Origin of the sequence: Acidovorax sp. SRB_14 (assembly GCF_012932145.1) — a bacterium.
Taxonomy (GTDB): Bacteria; Pseudomonadota; Gammaproteobacteria; order Burkholderiales; family Burkholderiaceae_C; genus Simplicispira.
This window is the reverse complement of record NZ_MWOK01000001.1, coordinates 64,431-82,458: the sequence shown is the minus strand read 5'-3', so window position 1 is coordinate 82,458 and position 18,028 is coordinate 64,431. Positions and strand designations below refer to the sequence as shown.

General features: G+C 65.8%; 19 protein-coding genes and 2 tRNA genes. 6 read left to right on the top strand and 15 right to left on the bottom strand.

Annotation, left to right across the window (positions count from 1 at the left end):
• Window positions 1–6 precede the first annotated feature (6 nt).
• The 5 genes from B2J86_RS00385 to B2J86_RS00365 all read left to right on the top strand — a co-directional run bounded on the left by B2J86_RS00385 (window position 7) and on the right by B2J86_RS00365 (window position 6,910).
• A complete protein-coding gene (locus B2J86_RS00385; RefSeq protein ID WP_169168572.1) occupies window positions 7–2,562 on the top strand; it encodes a PAS domain S-box protein in 2,556 nt (851 codons plus the stop codon).
• On the top strand, window positions 2,559–3,185 hold the full coding sequence (locus B2J86_RS00380; RefSeq protein ID WP_169168571.1) for a response regulator transcription factor: 627 nt from the start codon (window positions 2,559–2,561) through the stop codon (window positions 3,183–3,185). The genes B2J86_RS00385 and B2J86_RS00380 overlap by 4 nt, the downstream gene beginning before the upstream one ends.
• 71 nt (window positions 3,186–3,256) lie before the next feature.
• Window positions 3,257–4,111, top strand: coding sequence for a bifunctional methylenetetrahydrofolate dehydrogenase/methenyltetrahydrofolate cyclohydrolase FolD (gene folD / locus B2J86_RS00375; RefSeq protein ID WP_169168570.1), 855 nt, complete (start codon window positions 3,257–3,259; stop codon window positions 4,109–4,111).
• A 59-nt stretch (window positions 4,112–4,170) separates the two neighbouring features.
• Entirely contained in the window at window positions 4,171–6,201 is a 2,031-nt protein-coding gene (locus tag B2J86_RS00370) for a M3 family metallopeptidase (RefSeq protein WP_173024439.1), read from the top strand.
• A gap of 49 nt (window positions 6,202–6,250) precedes the next feature.
• Entirely contained in the window at window positions 6,251–6,910 is a 660-nt protein-coding gene (locus tag B2J86_RS00365) for a glutaredoxin family protein (protein ID WP_169168568.1), read from the top strand.
• A 55-nt stretch (window positions 6,911–6,965) separates the two neighbouring features.
• On the opposite strand, the gene rpiA is transcribed toward B2J86_RS00365, so the two are convergent.
• Window positions 6,966–7,655 carry a ribose-5-phosphate isomerase RpiA gene (rpiA, locus tag B2J86_RS00360; protein ID WP_169168567.1) on the bottom strand — a complete coding sequence of 230 codons (690 nt, stop codon included), beginning with the start codon at window positions 7,653–7,655 and terminating at the stop codon, window positions 6,966–6,968.
• A gap of 36 nt (window positions 7,656–7,691) precedes the next feature.
• On the opposite strand from rpiA, the gene B2J86_RS00355 reads away from it, so the two are divergent.
• Complete coding sequence (locus tag B2J86_RS00355) at window positions 7,692–8,762, top strand: quinone-dependent dihydroorotate dehydrogenase (RefSeq protein ID WP_169633064.1); 1,071 nt, start codon at window positions 7,692–7,694, stop codon at window positions 8,760–8,762.
• Window positions 8,763–8,849: 87 nt separating this feature from the next.
• On the opposite strand, the gene B2J86_RS00350 is transcribed toward B2J86_RS00355, so the two are convergent.
• The 14 genes from B2J86_RS00350 to iscR form a co-directional block, all read right to left on the bottom strand.
• Window positions 8,850–9,164: a hypothetical protein gene (locus tag B2J86_RS00350; RefSeq protein ID WP_169168565.1), complete on the bottom strand. Its 315-nt coding sequence runs from the start codon at window positions 9,162–9,164 to the stop codon at window positions 8,850–8,852.
• The gene (locus tag B2J86_RS00345; protein WP_169168564.1) at window positions 9,161–9,556 is read right to left on the bottom strand and encodes a phage holin family protein; all 396 of its coding nucleotides are present in this window, start codon (window positions 9,554–9,556) and stop codon (window positions 9,161–9,163) included. Before B2J86_RS00345 ends, B2J86_RS00350 begins: the two co-directional genes overlap by 4 nt.
• A gap of 51 nt (window positions 9,557–9,607) precedes the next feature.
• Window positions 9,608–9,919, bottom strand: a complete 312-nt coding sequence (locus B2J86_RS00340; RefSeq protein WP_169168580.1) for a DUF883 family protein — start codon at window positions 9,917–9,919, stop codon at window positions 9,608–9,610.
• Window positions 9,920–10,062: 143 nt separating this feature from the next.
• The gene (locus tag B2J86_RS00335; protein WP_169168563.1) at window positions 10,063–11,160 is read right to left on the bottom strand and encodes an NAD(P)/FAD-dependent oxidoreductase; all 1,098 of its coding nucleotides are present in this window, start codon (window positions 11,158–11,160) and stop codon (window positions 10,063–10,065) included.
• A gap of 177 nt (window positions 11,161–11,337) precedes the next feature.
• A tRNA-Val gene (locus B2J86_RS00330) sits at window positions 11,338–11,412 on the bottom strand.
• Between the two features lie 35 nt (window positions 11,413–11,447).
• Window positions 11,448–11,522: transfer RNA gene (locus B2J86_RS00325), tRNA-Val, on the bottom strand.
• A gap of 25 nt (window positions 11,523–11,547) precedes the next feature.
• A complete protein-coding gene (gene dnaQ, locus B2J86_RS00320; protein ID WP_169168562.1) occupies window positions 11,548–12,276 on the bottom strand; it encodes a DNA polymerase III subunit epsilon in 729 nt (242 codons plus the stop codon).
• 1 nt (window position 12,277) lies between these two features.
• Window positions 12,278–12,616 (bottom strand): ISC system 2Fe-2S type ferredoxin, encoded by a 339-nt coding sequence (gene fdx / locus B2J86_RS00315; protein WP_169168561.1) that lies wholly within the window; start codon window positions 12,614–12,616, stop codon window positions 12,278–12,280.
• A 21-nt stretch (window positions 12,617–12,637) separates the two neighbouring features.
• The gene (hscA, locus tag B2J86_RS00310) at window positions 12,638–14,521 is read right to left on the bottom strand and encodes a Fe-S protein assembly chaperone HscA (protein ID WP_173024438.1); all 1,884 of its coding nucleotides are present in this window, start codon (window positions 14,519–14,521) and stop codon (window positions 12,638–12,640) included.
• 67 nt (window positions 14,522–14,588) lie between these two features.
• The gene (gene hscB / locus B2J86_RS00305; protein ID WP_169633062.1) at window positions 14,589–15,107 is read right to left on the bottom strand and encodes a Fe-S protein assembly co-chaperone HscB; all 519 of its coding nucleotides are present in this window, start codon (window positions 15,105–15,107) and stop codon (window positions 14,589–14,591) included.
• A gap of 65 nt (window positions 15,108–15,172) precedes the next feature.
• Window positions 15,173–15,496 (bottom strand): iron-sulfur cluster assembly protein IscA, encoded by a 324-nt coding sequence (gene iscA, locus B2J86_RS00300; protein ID WP_169168558.1) that lies wholly within the window; start codon window positions 15,494–15,496, stop codon window positions 15,173–15,175.
• Between the two features lie 7 nt (window positions 15,497–15,503).
• The gene (iscU, locus tag B2J86_RS00295; RefSeq protein ID WP_169168557.1) at window positions 15,504–15,908 is read right to left on the bottom strand and encodes a Fe-S cluster assembly scaffold IscU; all 405 of its coding nucleotides are present in this window, start codon (window positions 15,906–15,908) and stop codon (window positions 15,504–15,506) included.
• A gap of 42 nt (window positions 15,909–15,950) precedes the next feature.
• Window positions 15,951–17,171: an IscS subfamily cysteine desulfurase gene (locus tag B2J86_RS00290; RefSeq protein WP_169168556.1), complete on the bottom strand. Its 1,221-nt coding sequence runs from the start codon at window positions 17,169–17,171 to the stop codon at window positions 15,951–15,953.
• Between the two features lie 99 nt (window positions 17,172–17,270).
• Window positions 17,271–17,807 (bottom strand): Fe-S cluster assembly transcriptional regulator IscR, encoded by a 537-nt coding sequence (iscR, locus tag B2J86_RS00285; RefSeq protein WP_169168555.1) that lies wholly within the window; start codon window positions 17,805–17,807, stop codon window positions 17,271–17,273.
• Window positions 17,808–18,028: the final 221 nt, after the last annotated feature.

Below are 18,028 nucleotides of genomic sequence, written 5' to 3'. Positions count from 1 at the left end.
CGGCCCATGCACTCGCCCTCTCTCGCCCCCGCGCCATCGCGCACTGCCGCGCTCGCGCGCTCGTGGCGCGCATGGTGGCGCAGTCTCTCGCCCACGCGTCAGGACCGCTTTGCCGCGCTGGCTCCGCTGGCGGCCGTGCTGCTGTTCATGGCGGCCATCGTGGCGGCTTTCTGGTATCTGCGCATGGAGGAAGGCGAGCGCGAGCAGGAGGCGCTGCGCCGCGATGTGGAGTACGCACAGCAGCGCGTGCGCCTGCGCCTGCTCGAGCGCCAGGAACAGATCATGCGCATTGCACGCGATCTGTCGAACCAGGAGCTGGAGCGCCCCCAGTTCGACCAGCGCGCAGAGGCCCTGATCAGCCAGTACCCCGAGCTCCAGGCCATAACCTGGATCGATGCGCGCGGCCACATCCGTGCCAGCCACGCAGCGCCCACACTCTCGGGCGGCCAGATGCGCGTGCCCGGCGAGGTGCTGAAGAAAGGCGACACCGCCGACGCCTTCGACCTCACGCGCGACCTGCAGCAGCCGGTCTATGTGCAACCCGCCGCCGGCAGTGGCGAGCCCACGCCTTTGCTGCAGCTGCAGGTGCCACTCAATGTGCAGGGCAAGTTTGGCGGCGTGGTATTGGGCGAGTATTCCATCGACAGCCTGCTGCGCTACGGCACTCCCACCGAGGTACTGGCGCGCTATGCCGTGACGCTGCTCGACGCGCAGCACCAGGTGCTCGCCGGCACGCCGCTGGCGCCTCGCAGCGCCACCATGCCCTGGCAGCCCTGGAGCAAGCGCGCCAACGAATACGAAGTGCCCGTCTCGCCCGTGGGCAACGGCTTGGTGCTGCGGGCCCAGGCGTACCGCACCTCGCTGGGCGTGGTCGGCAGCGGCTTGTTCTGGCTGGTGGTCACGCTCAGCACCATGACGGCCTGGATGCTGATTGCCACCTGGCGCCACACACGCCGGCGCATGCAGGCGCAGATGGCCCTGGTGGCAGAAACCAATTTCCGCCGCGCCATGGAAAACTCGGTGCTCACCGGCATGCGCGCGCTCGACCTGCAGGGCCGCATCACCTACGTGAACGCAGCGTTCTGCCAGATGACAGGCTGGAGCGAGGCCGAACTGGTGGGCCAGACACCGCCGTTCCCCTACTGGCCCGACGCCGACCTGGACACGCTGCACGCGCGCCTGCAGGACGAGCTCAACGGCAAGACCGTGTCCGGGGGCTTCCAGGTGCGGGTGCGGCGCAAGAACGGCGCCATCTTCGATGCCCGGCTCTACGTCTCTCCGCTGATCGACGCGCGCGGCCAGCAGACCGGGTGGATGACCTCGATGACCGACATCACCGAGCCCAACCGCATCCGCGAGCAACTCTCGGCATCGCATGAGCGCTTCACCATCGTGCTCGAAGCGCTTGACGCCTCGGTCTCGGTGGCCCCCCTGGGCAGCGAAGAGCTGCTGTTCGCCAACAAACTCTACCGCCAGTGGTTTGGCTCACAGACCGACGGACACCTGCAGCTCGTGGCCCAGGCCGGCGTGCTGCCTGCCAAGAACGCCGGCAGCGACAGCGCAGACGGCGAAGACGGGCTCATGGGGCTGCCCACCGACACCCTGACCAGCGCCCACACCGAGAACGCCGAAATCTTCTTGCCCGAACTGGGCAAGTGGCTGGAAGTGCGCTCGCGCTACCTCAGCTGGGTCGACGGGCGCCTGGCCCAGATGGTGATTGCCACCGACATCACGCCCCGGCGCCAGGCCGAGGAGCAGACCGCCCGGCAAACCGAGCGCGCGCAGTCGGTCAGCCGCCTGATCACCATGGGCGAGATGGCATCGAGCGTGGCGCACGAGCTCAACCAACCGCTCACCGCCATCAACAACTACTGCAACGGCATCGTCTCGCGTATCCACAGCGGCCAGATCACGCAGGAGGCCCTGCTCGCGGCGCTGGAGAAAACCTCGCACCAGGCGCAGCGCGCCGGGCAGATCATCCAGCGCATCCGGGACTTCGTGAAGAAGAGCGAGCCCAACCGCACGCTGGCCGATGTCTCCAGCATGGTCGGCGAAGCGCTGGAGCTGGCGGACATCGAACTGCGTCGCCACAACGTGCGCCTGACGCACTATGTCGCGGCACGGCTGCCGCAGGTCATGGCCGACTCCATCCTGATCGAACAGGTGCTGATCAACCTCATGAAGAACGGCGCCGAATCGATTGCCCAGGCACGCCGCACGCCGGCAAGGCGCAGCGTGGAACTGCGTGTCGTGCCCAAGCAGATCGAGGGCCAGCAGGTGGTCGAGTTTTCGGTGCAGGACACCGGCCAGGGACTGGCGCAGGAAGTGCTCGAGCGCCTGTTCGAAGCCTTTTTCTCGACCAAGCAGGAAGGCATGGGCATGGGCCTCAATTTGTGCCGCAGCATTGTCGAATCCCACCAGGGGAGAATGCAGGCGGAGAACATCTACAATGGTTCCGAAGTCACGGGCTGCAGGTTCTCTTTTTGGCTTCCGCTTGCTGCGCCTGACAACGATGCTACGAATTCTGTAGCTAATGTACATCCCCCGAGGACAATTGCATGAGCTTGATTCCGAAAAAAGGCACTGTGTATGTGGTCGACGACGACGAAGCCGTGCGCGATTCGTTGCAGTGGCTGCTCGAAGGCAAGGATTACCGGGTGCGCTGTTTTGATTCGGCGGAATCCTTTCTCTCACGCTACGACCCGCGCGAAGTTGCCTGCCTGATCGTCGACATCCGCATGGGTGGCATGACGGGTCTGGAGCTGCAAGACCGCCTGATCGAACGCAAGTCCCCTCTGCCCATCGTCTTCATCACGGGCCACGGCGACGTGCCCATGGCCGTGAACACCATGAAGAAGGGCGCACTCGACTTCATCCAGAAACCGTTCAACGAAGAAGAGCTGATTGCCCTGGTGGAGCGCATGCTCGACCATGCGCGCGAAGCCTTCACCGGCCACCAGCAGGCGGCCAGCCGCGATGCGCTGCTGTCCAAGCTGACGAGCCGCGAAGCGCAGGTCTTGGAACGCATCGTCGCCGGCCGCCTGAACAAGCAGATCGCCGACGACCTGGGCATCAGCATCAAGACCGTGGAGGCGCACCGCGCCAACATCATGGAAAAACTCGGCGCCAACACCGTCGCCGACCTGCTCAAGATTGCGCTCGGCCAAACCACCGCCAAAGCCTGACCGCTACACTTTCAATAGCTTCTAGCGCTTACTCCATAAGCGCTAGAGGCTTTTTTCATTGATATTTGACCATGACAGCCCAAACGATAGACGGCAACGCCCTTTCCCGCCAACTGCGCACCGACGTCGCCCAACGCGCCGCCACCCTGAAGGCCCGCGGCGTCACGCCTGGCCTGGCCGTGGTGCTGGTCGGCGACAACCCGGCCTCGCAGGTCTATGTGCGCAATAAGGTCAAGGCGTGCGAGGACAGCGGCCTGCACTCGGTGCTCGAGAAGTACGGCGCCGACATGACCGAGGCTGCGCTGCTGGCACGCGTCGAAGCGCTCAACAACGACCCGTCCATCCACGGCATCCTGGTGCAACTGCCCCTGCCCAAGCACATCGATGCGCAAAAGGTGATTGAAGCCATCTCGCCCGCCAAGGACGTGGACGGCTTCCACATCGCCAGCGCCGGAGCGCTGATGACCGGCATGCCAGGTTTTTGGCCCTGCACCCCATACGGCTGCATGAAGATGCTCGAATCCATTGGCTACGACCTGCGCGGCAAGCACGCGGTCGTCATCGGACGCAGCAACATCGTGGGCAAGCCGATGGCGCTCATGCTGCTGGCCCAAAACGCCACCGTCACCATCTGCCACAGCGCCACGCAGGACCTCAAGGCGCAGACCCTGCAGGCCGACGTGATCGTCGCCGCGGTGGGCAAGCGCAACGTGCTCACGGCCGACATGGTCAAGTCCGGCGCCGTCGTCATCGACGTCGGCATGAACCGCAACGACGAAGGCAAACTCTGCGGCGACGTGGACTTTGACGGCGTCAAGAACGTGGCGGGCCACATCACCCCCGTGCCCGGCGGCGTCGGCCCCATGACCATCACCATGCTGCTGGTCAATACCCTCGAAGCGGCAGAGCGCGCCGCCGGCGCCTGACACACCTCCCGCGCCCCTACCACCTTGAACCGCCCCCAGGCGACGCCATCTAAGCCCGCATGAGCAATCCCCTCCTCGACTTCTCCGCCCTGCCCGCATTCGACCGCATTGCCCCCAGTGACGTGGCGCCCGCCATGGACGCGCTGCTGGCGCGCGCCAGCCAGGCGCTCGAAACCGTCACGGCGCCCGCGTTTCCCGCGCGCTGGGACGACATCGCGCGCGTGCTGGACGTGGCCACCGAACAGCTGGGCCGCTCGTGGGGCGTGGTCAGCCACCTCAACAGCGTGGCCGACACGCCCGAGCTGCGCGCGGCCTACAACGAAGCGCTGCCGCGCGTGACCGAGTTCTGGACGCGCCTGGGCGCCGACGAGCGGCTCTACGCCAAGTACAAGGCCATCGACCCGGCCGGGCTCAACACCGAACAGCGCCAGGCACTCAAGAACGCGGTGCGCAACTTCGTGCTCTCCGGCGCCGAGCTGCAAGGCGCGACCAAGGAGCGCTTCGCGCAGATCCAGGAGCGCCAGGCTGAGCTGCAGCAGAAGTTCAGCGAAAACGCGCTCGATGCGACCGACGCATACGCCTACTACGCCCGTGCCGACGAGCTCGACGGCGTACCCTCCGACGTCCAGCAGACCGCGCAGGCCGCCGCGCGCGCCGAGGGCAAGGACGGCTTCAAGCTCACGCTCAAGATGCCTTGCTATCTGCCGGTGATGCAGTTTGCCCGCAGCAGCGCGCTGCGCGAGACGCTGTACCGCGCCTACGTCACGCGCGCCTCCGACCAGGCCGCGGGCGAGGCCGTGAAATACGACAACACGGCCCTGATCCAGGAAATTTTGGCGCTGCGCCAGGAAGAGGCGCACCTGCTGGGCTACGCCAATTTCGGCGAGGTGTCCGTCGTGCCCAAGATGGCCGAGTCGGCCGACGAGGTGATCGCCTTCCTGCGCGACCTGGCGCACCGCGCCCGGCCCTACGCCGAAAAGGACGTGGCCGACCTGCGCGCCTTTGCCGCGGAGAGCCTGGGCCTGGGCGACCCGCAGGCCTGGGACTGGCCCTACGTTGCCGAGAAGCTCAAGGAAGCGCGTTACGCCTTCAGCGAGCAGGAGGTCAAACAGTACTTCACCGCCCCCAAGGTGCTGGCGGGGCTGTTCAAGATCGTCGAGACACTGTTCGAGGTGGCCATTCGCCCGGATGACGCGGCGGTCTGGAATCCCGCCGTGGCGTTCTACCGCATTGAGCGGGCCGGGCAGCTGGTGGGCCAGTTCTACCTCGACCAGCCTGCACGCACCGGCAAACGCGGCGGCGCGTGGATGGACGACATGCGCACGCGCTGGCTGCGACCCGACACCGGCGAGCTGCAGACGCCGGTCGCGCACCTGGTCTGCAACTTTGCCGGCGGCGTCGATGGCAAGCCGGCGCTGCTCACGCACGACGACGTCATCACCCTGTTCCATGAGTTCGGCCACGGGCTGCACCACATGCTCACGCAAGTGAACGAGCGCGACGTGTCGGGCATTGGCGGCGTCGAATGGGACGCGGTTGAACTGCCCAGCCAGTTCATGGAAAATTTCTGCTGGGAATGGGACGTGCTCAAGCACATGAGCGCGCACGTGGACACGGGCGAGCCGCTGCCGCGCACCCTGTTCGACAAGATGATGGCGGCCAAGAACTTCCAGAGCGGCATGGGCACGCTGCGCCAGATCGAATTCGCGCTGTTCGACATGCTGCTGCACACTTCGCACGATCCGGCGCACGACTTCATGCCGCTGCTGGCGCAGGTGCGCCAGGAGGTGTCCGTGCTGCAGCCCCCGGCCTTCAGCCGCACAGCGCACACCTTCAGCCACATTTTTGCGGGCGGTTATGCGGCCGGCTACTACAGCTACAAATGGGCCGAGGTGCTGAGCGCCGATGCCTATGCCGCGTTCGAGGAAACCGTCGGCCCCGACGGATCGCCCTGCCAGGAGACGGGGCGGCGCTACCGCCAGGCCATCCTGGAGGCCGGCGGCAGCCGCCCGGCCATGGAATCGTTCAAGGCCTTCCGCGGCCGCGAGCCCAACCTGGAGGCGCTGTTGCGCCACCAGGGCATGGCCTGAGCACGCCTTGCACCTTCACCCACTGCGCTGAACGTTCTGGAGATTGAGCATGCCCCTGCCCCGCCCCTTCCTTGCCCTGGCCACCCTGCTGTGCACTCTGGCCTGGGCCGGCCCGGGACAGGCCCAGCCGGTCTACCGCATCGTCGGGCCGGACGGCAAGGTGACCTTTTCCGACCGCGCGCCGGGCAACGACGCGGAGCCCGCCCGGGCCGGGCGGGCCGGCGCCGCACCAGAGGCCGGTCAGGCCACTGCCCTGCCCTACGAGCTGCGCCAGATCGCCACGCGCTTTCCGGTCACGCTGTACACGGGCGCCGACTGCACGCCGTGCGCCAGCGCGCGCAATCTGCTAGTCCAGCGCGGCGTGCCCTTCACCGAGCGCACCGTGGCCAGCAACGAAGACATCGACGCCCTGCAGCGCCTCAGTGGCGGCTCCAGCCTGCCCTTTGGCACCATCGGGGGCCAGCAGCTGACGGGTTTTTCGGACAGTGAATGGACGCAGTACCTGGATGCGGCCGGCTACCCCAAGCAGTCGCAGCTGCCCCCCCAGTACCGCCGAGCCGCGCCCACCCCTCTGGTGGCCATCCAACGCACGCCATCCCCTGCTCCCGCAACGGCGGCAGCCCCTGGCAATGCGCCGCCTGCCGTCCGCCAGGAACCGGCAGTGCCGCGCGGGCCGACGCCGCCCAACCCTGCGGGCATCCGCTTCTGAGGCACCGGCGCTCCACGCTACGTCCCCAAGCCGGCAATTCTCGCCGCGCAAACGCTCAATAGGCCAGCGTTTGCACCCCGTGCGCCGTGCCCAAAAGGCACACCGACGCCTTCTGGTGCGCAAAGATTCCTACGCAAACCACGCCGGGCCACTGGTTCACCTCGGACTCCAAGGCCAGGGGATCGGTGATCGACAGCCCTGTCACGTCCAGGATGTGCTGGCCGTTGTCGGTCACCAGCGGCGCCCCGTCCTTCAGGCGCAATGTGGCATGGCCGCCGAGCGCGGCAAACCGGCGGGCGATGTGCCGAGCCGCCATTGGAATGACCTCCACCGGCAGGGGAAACTTTCCAAGCACGGCAACGCGCTTGGACTCGTCCGCGATGCAAACAAAGCGCTGGGCGAGCGCGGCCACGATTTTTTCGCGCGTCAGCGCCGCGCCGCCGCCCTTGACCATGAAGCCGTGGTCATCGATCTCGTCGGCACCATCGACGTACACCGCCAGTTGCTCCACTTCGTTGGCATCCACCACGTCGATTCCCAGGGCGCGCAGGCGATCGGTGCTGGCGACCGAACTGGAAACGGCTGCGCGGACCTGGTCCTTGATGCCAGCCAGTGCGTCGATGAACTTGTTGACTGTGGAGCCGGTGCCGACGCCCACGATGTCGCCGGGCACGATATAGCGCAAGGCAGCCTGGCCGACTTGGGCCTTGAGTTCGTCTTGGGTCAGGGGGGAGGAGGTCGTCATGGGCGAGAATAAGAAGGTTAGCCCTGAATTATCCCCATGTCCCTGATTCCCTACGCCCTCACCCGCCCGTTTTTGTTTGGCATGGATGCCGAAGCGGCCCACGATCTCACCATGGACATGCTGGCCCGCGGTCAGGGCACGCCCCTGCAGTGGGCCTGGTGCCATGACACCGTGGACGACCCCGTCGAACTGGCGGGCCTGACATTTCCCAACCGCGTCGGCATGGCCGCCGGGCTGGACAAGAACGCACGCTGCATTGACGCACTCAGCGCCATGGGATTCGGTTTTGTCGAGGTCGGTACCGTGACGCCCCAGCCACAGCCCGGCAATCCCAAGCCGCGCATGTTCCGCCTGCCCGAGGCACGGGCGCTGGTCAATCGGCTGGGCTTCAACAACGATGGGCTCGAAGCGTTCGTGCACAACGTCCAGCGCGCCCGATTTCGCTCGCAACAACGGGCCCACCCCATGCTGCTGGGTCTGAATATCGGCAAGAACGCCAGCACGCCGATGGAAGAAGCCACGAACGACTACCTGAGTTGCCTGGACGGTGTCTACCCGCACGCCGACTATGTGACCGTCAACATCAGTTCGCCCAACACGCAGAACCTGCGCACGCTGCAAAGCGACGCCGCCCTCGACGCGCTGCTGGGCGCGATTGCCGAGCGGCGCGAAGTGCTGGCACGCCAGCATGCGGGCACCGGCGGCAAGGAAAAGCGCGTGCCCATCTTTGTGAAGATCGCCCCGGACCTCGAGGAGGCCCAGGTCGCCGTCATTGCCAGCGCGCTCGAGCGCCACGGCATGGACGGCGTCATCGCCACCAACACCACCATACGCCGCGACGCCGTGCAAGGCCTGCGCCATGCGCAAGAGGCGGGAGGACTGAGCGGCGCCCCGGTCCTGGAGGCCAGCAACCAGGTCATACGCCAGCTGCGCGCGGCCCTGGGCAGCCGCTACCCCATCATCGGTGTGGGCGGCATCATGAGCGCGGAAGATGCCGTGGCCAAGGTGCGGGCGGGCGCAGACGTGGTGCAGATTTATACGGGGTTGATCTACGAAGGCCCTGCACTCCCCAGCCGCGTCGCACGCGCTCTCAAGACCATGGCCTGACGTCCGCCCGGGCCTGCGGACTGCCGCGCAACGCGGTTTGCCTTCGATCCGCGGCGCTCCTGAAGCACTTTTTTCCTGCCTTCCAGGCTAGCGCAAGCGCGTTAGCAACGGCAGCACGACACCGGCCCATGCCACGAGCCGCTTGGGTCCGAGCACCAAGGCCAGACCGGCCAAGGCGGCCAGTGCGGCCGGATGCTGCTTGGCAAACACCGCAACGCGCAAAGGCAAAGGCGCATCCGCGCCCAGCCCTCCCTCGGCCTTGCGCATCGCCAAGAACTGCTCGCGCCGCGCACGCCGTGCGCGCAGGCGTTCGCGTTGCGCGGCCATGCGCTCGATGATGCGTTGCTGCGCGGGCGTGGGAACAGGCAGATTCTTGTCAGAGAAAGATTCAGACTTGCTCACAGCTGCTCCTTGATGTCGTGCCAATCCTGGGCCAGTTCGCGGCGCGTGAGCGCAAACGCGCCCCCGGCCGCGTGCACCGTGGCCCACAGCGCCACCAGCGCACCAAGCCACAGCGCAAGCCACACGCCCGCGACGCTCCATGTCGCCACGGTGCGGTGCGGTGTGTCCCAGAACTGAACCACGAGCGCGAGCGACAGCAGCACCAAGGCCACCACCGTCAAGCCTGCGATCGCCAGCGCCAGCAGCACGGTGTTGCGCAGTCGGCGCTTGTGTTCTCGCCACTCCAACTGCGCCAGCTCCAGGCGGTCTTCTGCAGCCAGGGCGCCCTCCATGACAGCGGCACGCCAGCGTGCGACCATGGCCTCCAGACCAAGCAGGGAAATCCAGTTCATGCACGTCCTCCTGTCAGAGACCGGGCGGCCTGCGCAGCCGCCCACACAAGTTCAACGGCGCGACAGCAGGAAGCCGACCAGCGCGCCAACGGCGAGAGCGGCCCCGGCCACGCGCCACGGCTCGTCGTGTGCATAGCGGTCTGCCGCACGGGCGGCCTCCTTGGCTTGGCGCGCGGCCTCTTGCGCAGCTTCCACCGCGGCATCGCGCACGTTGTGCATGCCATCGTCCATGCGCTGGCGCAGGAGCTTGATCTGGGGGATGCTGTCGAGATCTCGGCTGGACAGCAACCCACGCAAATCGGAAACCAGTTTCTCAAGTTCGCTTTGGGTGGAAGAAATGGTGTCGGAAGCAGAGGTCGTCATATCAGCCTTTCGTTGTGTGAAAAACAGGAATCGATAGCGCGCAGCCTCGTGGCGGTGCTGCAGAACCCATCTTAGCGAGCTGTTCGGGCGCCAGGTACCCAAAGAGCGCATGGCGGTGCTTTTTGAGCCCCTGTCCGACAAATTCACGGCATCTTCGCTACCTGCTCCGCGATGGCCAGCGCGCTGGTCAGGCCTGGCGACTCGATGCCAAACAGGTTGACGAGCCCGCGCACGCCATGGTCGCGCTCCCCCTGGATCACGAAATCGGCGGCCGGTGCACCAGGGCCACTGAGCTTGGGCCGCATGCCGGCATAGCCCGGCACCAAGCTGCCTGCGCGCAGGCCGGGCCAGTACCGGCGCACTTCGCTGTAGAAGGCATCGCCCCGGGCCGGGTCCACGGTCAGGTCGTCGGGCGCCTCGACCCACTGCACATCGGGGCCGAACTTGGCCTGGCCGCCCAAGTCCAGCGTCAGGTGCACGCCCAGGCCAGCGGCTTCGGGCACCGGGTAAACAAGGCGGCTGAAAGGCGCCGTGCCGCTGAGGGTGAAGTAGCTGCCCTTGGCGTAATAGGGCGTGGGGACATGCCGTGGATCCAGCCCCTCGAAGCGCCGCGCCAGCAGCGGCGCCGCCAACCCGGTGGCATTGACAACGGTGCGTGCCTGCAGCTGCGTGCCATCCTCCGCTATCAACAAAATAGCATCTTGCGCGCACCGGGCATGGGCCAGAGGTGAATTCAATGCCACAAGCCCGCCCGCATGCTCCAGGTCGGCCTGCAGCGCCAGCATCAGGGCGTGGCTGTCGACGATGCCGGTGCTGGGCGAATGCAGCGCCGCCACGCACTCCAGGGCAGGCTCCAGCGCCCGCGCGGCATCGCGGTCGAGCCATTGCAAATCCACCACACCATTGGCGGCCGCGCGCGCGACGATGCCGTGCAGCTGCGCCAGCTGCTCGGCGCGGGTGGCCACGATCAGCTTGCCGCAGCGGCGGTAAGGAATGCCGCGCGCAGCGCAGTAGCCGTACAGCATCTCGCGGCCCTGCACGCACAGGCGCGACTTGAGCGACCCCTCGGGATAGTAGATGCCCGCATGGATGACCTCGCTGTTGCGCGAACTGGTGCCTGTGCCGATGGCCGGCGCGGCCTCCAGCACGATGACCTCGCGGCCACGCAGCGCCAGGGCGCGCGCAACCGCCAGGCCCACCACCCCTGCGCCGATGACGGCGCAATCCACGGAATCTGTCATTAGTAAGCTCCTGCAAGAGACCAGGGCGCCGGCCCTGGTGCGCCCGCACCGCGCAAGGTGCGGGTCGTCGCCGCCGTCCCGCAGTGCATTGTCTGTACCAATGCACGGCACCCCACGGACCCGACGTGCAAAAGGCAAAAAAAAAAGACCAGCCACTGATGGCCGGTCTTTCGTTTTTGGTGGGCGATACATGGATCGAACATGTGACCCCTGCCGTGTGAAGGCAGTGCTCTACCGCTGAGCTAATCGCCCGATGAGACTGCCGACATCGGCACACTCATAAACACTGGTGGGTGATACATGGATCGAACATGTGACCCCTGCCGTGTGAAGGCAGTGCTCTACCGCTGAGCTAATCACCCGTGCTGTCTCTGTGACAGCCCGCAATTATGGCACAGCTTTTGGAGCGCTCTCTGAAGTCTTCCAAATTGTTTTGCCGCCGCTGGCCTTGTCCAGCTGCACCAGCATCTGTTCGTGGGCGGCGATCTCGGCATCGCTGGCCTGCAGGACCTGCAGCGCGATGCTGCGCAGGTCCACGGCGGCCACGTTGATGGCAGCACCACCGTCATCGCCCTCGTCGGCGATGAGCAGCGCATCCTGGCCGCGCGTGAGGTTGATGTACACGTCCGCCAGCAGCTCGGCGTCCAGCAGAGCGCCGTGCAGGGTGCGCCCCGAGTTGTCCACGCCCAGCCGATCGCACAGCGCATCGAGCGAGTTGCGCTTGCCGGGGTACATCTCCTTGGCCATGGCCAGGGTGTCGGTGACTTCGCCCACAAAGCTGCGCAGTCCCGGGCGGCCGATGAGCTCGAGTTCCTTGTTGAGAAAGCCCACGTCGAACGCGGCATTGTGGATGATGACCTCGGCGTCCTGCAGGTACTCCAGCAGCTCATCGGCCACGGCGGCGAACTTGGGTTTGTCCTTGAGAAACTCGTTGCTGATGCCGTGCACCTTCAGCGCGTCGGGGTGGCTGTCGCGCCCAGGGCTCAGGTAGAAATGCTTGTTGTTTCCGGTCAGCTTGCGCGCAAACAGTTCGACGCAGCCAATTTCGATGATGCGGTCTCCGCCCTCGGCGGACAGGCCGGTGGTTTCGGTGTCGAGAACGATCTGCCGGCTCATCTCAGTGGTTTTCCTTGGCGTGGTTGATCGAGTACTTGGGAATTTCCACCGTCACATCCTGGGCCGCCAGAATGGCCTGACAACTCAGGCGCGACTGCGGCTCCAGCCCCCAGGCGCGGTCGAGCAGGTCTTCCTCCTCTTCCTCTGCCTCGTTGAGCGAGTGGTAGCCCTCGCGCACGATGACATGGCAGGTGGTGCAGGCGCAGCTCATGTCGCAGGCATGCTCGATGTTGATGCGGTGCTCCAACAGGGCTTCGCAGATCGAGGTGCCCGCGGGGGCGGTGATCTCGGCACCGGCGGGACAGTATTCAGGGTGGGGCAGTATCTTGATGACAGGCATAAAGCGCTCTTGGGAACTGTTTTAAAGGGTTTGCACGTTTTTGCCGGCCAGCGCCTGGCGGATGCCCCGGTCCATGCGCTGCGCGGCAAAGGCTTCCGTGCCTTTGGCCAGGGCCTGCGTTGCGGCTTCCAGCGTGGCGGCGTCGCCGCCGTCGCGCAGGCTGTGCAGACGGACCATCAGCGCATCCACGGTGGCGCGCTCGGATTGCGCCAGCAGGTCGCCGTCGGCATCCAGCGCGCTTTGCGTGGCGATCAGCATGCGGTCGGCATCCACGCGCGCTTCGGCCAGCGCGCGCGCCTGGATGTCCTGCTCGGCCGTGGAGAAGCTCTCTTGCAGCATCTGCGCAATCTGCTCGTCGCTCAGGCCGTAGCTGGGCTTGACGTCGATGTGCGCCTCGACACCGCTGAGCTGCTCGCGCGCGCTGACGCTGAGCAGGCCGTCCGCGTCCACCGTGAAGGTCACGCGGATGCGTGCGGCGCCGGCCGCCATGGGCGGGATGCCGCGCAGCTCAAACCGCGCAAGGCTCCGGCAGTCCTGCACCAGGTCACGCTCACCCTGCAGCACATGGACGGCAAGCGCCGTCTGGCCGTCCTGGTAGGTGGTGAAGTCCTGCGCTTTGGCGGTGGGGATGGTCTCGTTGCGCGAGACGATGCGCTCGACCAGGCCACCCATGGTTTCGATGCCCAGCGACAGCGGAATCACGTCGAGCAGCAGCAGGTTGCCCGCCGTGTTGTTGCCGGCCAGTTGGTTGGCCTGGATCGCCGCGCCCAGCGCCACGACTTCGTCGGGGTTCAGGTTGGTCAGCGGCGTGCGGCCAAAGAAATCGCCCACCGCGCGCTGCACCTGGGGCATGCGCGTCGAGCCCCCGACCATGACCACGCCCTGCACCTCGTCAGCCGCCAGCTGGGCGTCGCGCAACGCGCGGCGCACGGCCGCGAGCGAGCGCGCAGTCAGATGCGCGGTGGCCGCATCCAGGTCGGAGCGTTTTACGTCAAATTGCACTCCAGCGCCCGCCAGTTCTGCGCTGAAAGCTATATTTTCAGTAGCAGTCAATGCCTCTTTGCAGGCCCGCGCAGCCAGGCGTGCAGCGGTCTTGTCCGCGGGGCTGTGCACCTGCAGGTCCAGCTGCTGCAGCACCCATTCGGCCAGCGCCGCGTCGTAGTCGTCACCGCCCAGGGTGGAGTCGCCACCGGTTGCTATCACCTCGAACACGCCCTGCGTCAGGCGCAGGATGGAGATGTCGAAGGTGCCCCCGCCCAGGTCGTACACGGCATAGACGCCTTCGCTGGCGTTGTCCAGTCCATAGGCGATGGCCGCCGCCGTGGGCTCGTTGATGAGGCGCAGCAGATGGATGCCTGCGAGCTTGGCCGCATCCTTGGTGGCCTGGCGCTGCGCATCGTCAAAGTAGGCCGGCACGGTGATGACGGCGCCATACAGGTCGTCGTTGAACGTGTCTTCTGCGCGGTAGCGCAGCGTGGCCAGGATGTCGGCACTGATCTCGACCGGCGACTTGACCCCGCCCGCCGTGGCCACGCTGAGCATGCCGGTGGAGGCCGCACCCGCGCCTGCCTCGGCCGCGCCCAGCAGGTCGTAGGGCAACTTCTCGGCGTTCGCAATGTCGTGCAGACCCCGCCCCATGAAGCGCTTGACGGAGGCGATGGTGTTGCGCGCATCCTGCTGCTGCTGCGCTGCGGCTTCGTGGCCAATCTGGCGTTTGCCTCCTTCGAGGTAGCGCACGATGGACGGCAGCAGCACCCTGCCCTGCCCGTCGGGAAGGCATTCGGCCACGCCGTTGCGCACGGCGGCCACCAGGGAGTGCGTGGTGCCGAGGTCGATGCCGACGGCAATGCGCCGCTGGTGGGGATCGGGAGATTGGCCGGGTTCGGAGATCTGCAACAGCGCCATGGATTCCTGTCTTCTGCGTGGGAGGAGCCTGCCTGCGCGGCAAGCCCTCGGGATATCGGGTGGGGCCTTATTGTCCCAGTTGGTCCTGGCGGCGCCCGATGTCCCCGGCAAAACGCGCAATGAACATGAGGGCTCTGACCTGCTCGGCGGCGGCCGCGAAGTCGCCGCGCGCGTCGATCAAGTCTGCGCAGCGCGCCAGCGCGGCACGCCGCGCCTGCTGCACTTCGCCGTCGAGCGCATCGATTTGCGCCATGCTGTGCGCGTCGTCCAGCGCCTCGCGCCACTCCATCTGCTGCATCAGGAAATCGGCCGGCATGGCCGTGTTGTCCTCCGCGCGGATCGGCGCGCCCTGCAGTTCGCACAGGTAGGCGGCACGGCGCAGCGGGTCCTTGATGCGCTGGTAGGCCTCGTTGATGCGCACAGACCACTGCATGGCCACGCGCTGCGCGGCCGCACCCTGGGCGGCGAAACGGTCGGGGTGCGCCTCGCGCTGCAGTTCCTTCCAGCGCGCGTCGAGCACGCTGCGCTCCTGGGCAAAGCGCCGGGGCACGCCAAACAGTTCAAAGTCGTCGGATTGCAGGTTCATATCAACAAAAAACCGCCAGCACGGTGTGCGGTGGCGGTTTCACACAGGGCCGAAAAACGCGAGCATCAAACCCGGAAGCTCTCTCCACAACCGCACCGGTCGCGCTCGTTGGGGTTGCTGAAGCGGAAGCCCTCGTTGAGGCCTTCGCGCACAAAATCGAGCTCGGTGCCATCGATGTAGGCCAGGCTCTTGGGATCGATCAGCACCTTGACGCCGTGGTTCTCGAACACAACGTCTTCCGGGGCGGCCTCGTCCACGTATTCGAGCTTGTAGGCCAGGCCCGAGCAGCCGCTGGTCTTCACGCCCAGCCGCACCCCCAGGCCCTTGCCGCGCCGTGACAGGTAGCGGCTGACATGCCGGGCTGCCGCTTCGGTCAGCGTAATGGCCATGGCGTCCTCAGACCGTGGCGGCCGCTGCTGCGCCGTGCCGGGTCTTGTAATCGTTCACTGCGGCCTTGATGGCGTCTTCGGCCAGGATGGAGCAGTGGATCTTGACCGGCGGCAAAGCCAATTCTTCGGCGATCTCGCTGTTCTTCAGCGCCGCCGCCTCATCGAGCGTCTTGCCCTTGACCCATTCGGTCACGAGCGATGACGATGCAATGGCCGATCCGCAGCCGTAGGTCTTGAAGCGCGCATCTTCGATCACGCCGGTTTCAGGGTTGACCTTGATCTGCAGCTTCATGACGTCGCCGCAGGCAGGCGCACCGACCATGCCGGTGCCAACCGAGTCGTCGCCCTTGTCGAACGAGCCCACGTTGCGCGGGTTCTCGTAATGGTCAATCACTTTTTCTGAGTAAGCCATGGTGTTCTCCTCTTCAATTCGTGTGCAATGCGGCCGGGACGCTCAATGCGCCGCCCACTGGATGGTGCTCAGATCCACGCCGTCCTGGAACATTTCCCACAAAGGACTCAGCTCGCGCAACTTGGCGACGTTTTCGCGGATGGTGGCGATGGCGTAGTCAATTTCTTCTTCGGTCGTGAAACGGCCGATGGTCATGCGCAGGCTGCTGTGGGCCAGCTCATCGCTGCGTCCGAGCGCGCGCAGCACATAGCTGGGCTCCAGGCTGGCCGAAGTGCAGGCCGAACCCGACGACACCGCCAGGCCCTTGATGCCCATGATCAGCGACTCGCCTTCGACATAGTTGAAACTGATGTTCAGGTTGTGCGGTACCCGGTGCTCCAGGTCGCCGTTGACGAACACCTGCTCAATGTCCTTGAGCCCGTCGAGCAGGCGCTTCTGCAGTGCGCGCGCCTTGGCCTGGTCCTGCGCCATCTCTTCGCCGGCCAGGCGAAAGGCCTCGCCCATGCCAACGATTTGGTGCGTGGGCAGCGTGCCCGAGCGCATGCCGCGCTCGTGGCCACCGCCGTGCATCTGCGCCTCGAGGCGCACGCGCGGCTTGCGGCGCACATACAGCGCACCAATGCCCTTGGGTCCATAGGTCTTGTGCGACGCCAGGCTCATCAGGTCCACCGGCAGGGTTTGCAGGTCGATCTCGATCTTGCCCGTGGCCTGCGCAGCATCGACGTGAAGGAGAATGCCCTTTTCACGGCACAGTGCGCCAATGGCCGGAATGTCCTGGATCACGCCGATCTCGTTGTTCACGAACATCACGCTGATCAGGATGGTGTCGGGGCGGATGGCCGCCTTGAGCGACTCGAAGTCGAGCAGACCGTTTTCCTGGACGTTCAGGTAGGTCACCTCGAAGCCCTGGCGCTCGAGTTCACGCATCACGTCGAGCACGGCCTTGTGCTCCGTCTTGACCGTGATCAGGTGCTTGCCCTTGCCCTTGTAGAACTGGGCCGCGCCTTTGATGGCGAGGTTGTTCGATTCGGTGGCGCCGCTGGTCCAGACGATTTCGCGCGGGTCGGCATGGATCAGACCGGCCACCTGGGCGCGCGCCTTCTCGACGGCCTCCTCGGCCTCCCAGCCCCAGGCATGGCTGCGGGAGGCAGGGTTGCCGAAATGTTCGCGCAACCACGGAATCATCGCGTCGACCACGCGCGGATCGACCGGTGTGGTGGCGCCGTAATCAAGGTAGATGGGAAAGTGCGGGGTCATGTCCATGGCTGGCTCAGTAAACGGTTCCGGTTGGCAAAACAGGAAAATTCGGGGCTTGCGATGCTGGGACGGGCCTTGCAGCCCGGTCCAGAACAAAAATGCGGCTCAAGACTTGGCGAAAACGTTGCCCAGGGCAAAAACCGAATTCGGTGCGTTCACGCGGATCGGCTTGACCACCGGGGTGGTGGAAATGGCACGGCGCACGGCGGGCTTGTCTTCGATCTGCACGCCCTTGGCCAGTTGCTCGTCCACCAGCTTTTGCAGCGTGACCGAATCCAGGAATTCGACCATGCGCTGGTTGAGCGCGGCCCACAGTTCGTGGGTCATGCAGCGGCCGGCTTCGCCCAGGCAGTTTTCCTTGCCGCCGCACTGGGTGGCGTCGATGGGCTCGTCCACGGACACGATGATGTCGGCCACGGTGATGTCAGCGGCTTTGCGCGCCAGGGTGTAGCCGCCGCCAGGTCCGCGGGTGGATTCCACCAGCTCGTGGCGGCGCAGCTTGCCAAACAGCTGCTCCAGGTACGACAGCGAAATGCGCTGGCGCTGACTGATGGCAGCCAGGGTGACGGGGCCGTTGTTCTGGCGCAGGGCCAGATCAATCATGGCGGTGACCGCAAAACGGCCTTTGGTAGTGAGACGCATCGCAAGCTCCTTCGTAGGCTTGTTGGTTCAAGAAACCCCTGTTTCGCTAGCTGATCGGCTGCGGGGGCGCCGTCTCCACCCAGTACCCTGAGGGTCTTGTCGCTCAGGGCTCTTCATCGCGGGGTATTTGTTGAGTGTTTGAGGCAAGTATACCACAAATCCCCACTTAATTGGTCGGATAAGAATACCGATCGGTCACGATGTTTTCATTCTGGTCGCAA

Coding starts and splice junctions, on each gene's coding strand:
- iscU (WP_169168557.1), bottom strand. CDS start 15,908: ATGGCTTACTCAGAAAAAGTGATTGACCATTACGAGAACCCGCGCAAC.
- dnaQ (WP_169168562.1), bottom strand. CDS start 12,276: ATGAGCCGGCAGATCGTTCTCGACACCGAAACCACCGGCCTGTCCGCC.
- B2J86_RS00355 (WP_169633064.1), top strand. CDS start 7,692: ATGTCCCTGATTCCCTACGCCCTCACCCGCCCGTTTTTGTTTGGCATG.
- fdx (WP_169168561.1), bottom strand. CDS start 12,616: ATGCCTGTCATCAAGATACTGCCCCACCCTGAATACTGTCCCGCCGGT.
- B2J86_RS00290 (WP_169168556.1), bottom strand. CDS start 17,171: ATGGACATGACCCCGCACTTTCCCATCTACCTTGATTACGGCGCCACC.
- hscA (WP_173024438.1), bottom strand. CDS start 14,521: ATGGCGCTGTTGCAGATCTCCGAACCCGGCCAATCTCCCGATCCCCAC.
- hscB (WP_169633062.1), bottom strand. CDS start 15,107: ATGAACCTGCAATCCGACGACTTTGAACTGTTTGGCGTGCCCCGGCGC.
- iscA (WP_169168558.1), bottom strand. CDS start 15,496: ATGGCCATTACGCTGACCGAAGCGGCAGCCCGGCATGTCAGCCGCTAC.
- B2J86_RS00345 (WP_169168564.1), bottom strand. CDS start 9,556: ATGAACTGGATTTCCCTGCTTGGTCTGGAGGCCATGGTCGCACGCTGG.
- B2J86_RS00380 (WP_169168571.1), top strand. CDS start 2,559: ATGAGCTTGATTCCGAAAAAAGGCACTGTGTATGTGGTCGACGACGAC.
- B2J86_RS00365 (WP_169168568.1), top strand. CDS start 6,251: ATGCCCCTGCCCCGCCCCTTCCTTGCCCTGGCCACCCTGCTGTGCACT.
- B2J86_RS00385 (WP_169168572.1), top strand. CDS start 7: ATGCACTCGCCCTCTCTCGCCCCCGCGCCATCGCGCACTGCCGCGCTC.
- folD (WP_169168570.1), top strand. CDS start 3,257: ATGACAGCCCAAACGATAGACGGCAACGCCCTTTCCCGCCAACTGCGC.
- B2J86_RS00370 (WP_173024439.1), top strand. CDS start 4,171: ATGAGCAATCCCCTCCTCGACTTCTCCGCCCTGCCCGCATTCGACCGC.
- B2J86_RS00340 (WP_169168580.1), bottom strand. CDS start 9,919: ATGACGACCTCTGCTTCCGACACCATTTCTTCCACCCAAAGCGAACTT.
- iscR (WP_169168555.1), bottom strand. CDS start 17,807: ATGCGTCTCACTACCAAAGGCCGTTTTGCGGTCACCGCCATGATTGAT.
- rpiA (WP_169168567.1), bottom strand. CDS start 7,655: ATGACGACCTCCTCCCCCCTGACCCAAGACGAACTCAAGGCCCAAGTC.
- B2J86_RS00335 (WP_169168563.1), bottom strand. CDS start 11,160: ATGACAGATTCCGTGGATTGCGCCGTCATCGGCGCAGGGGTGGTGGGC.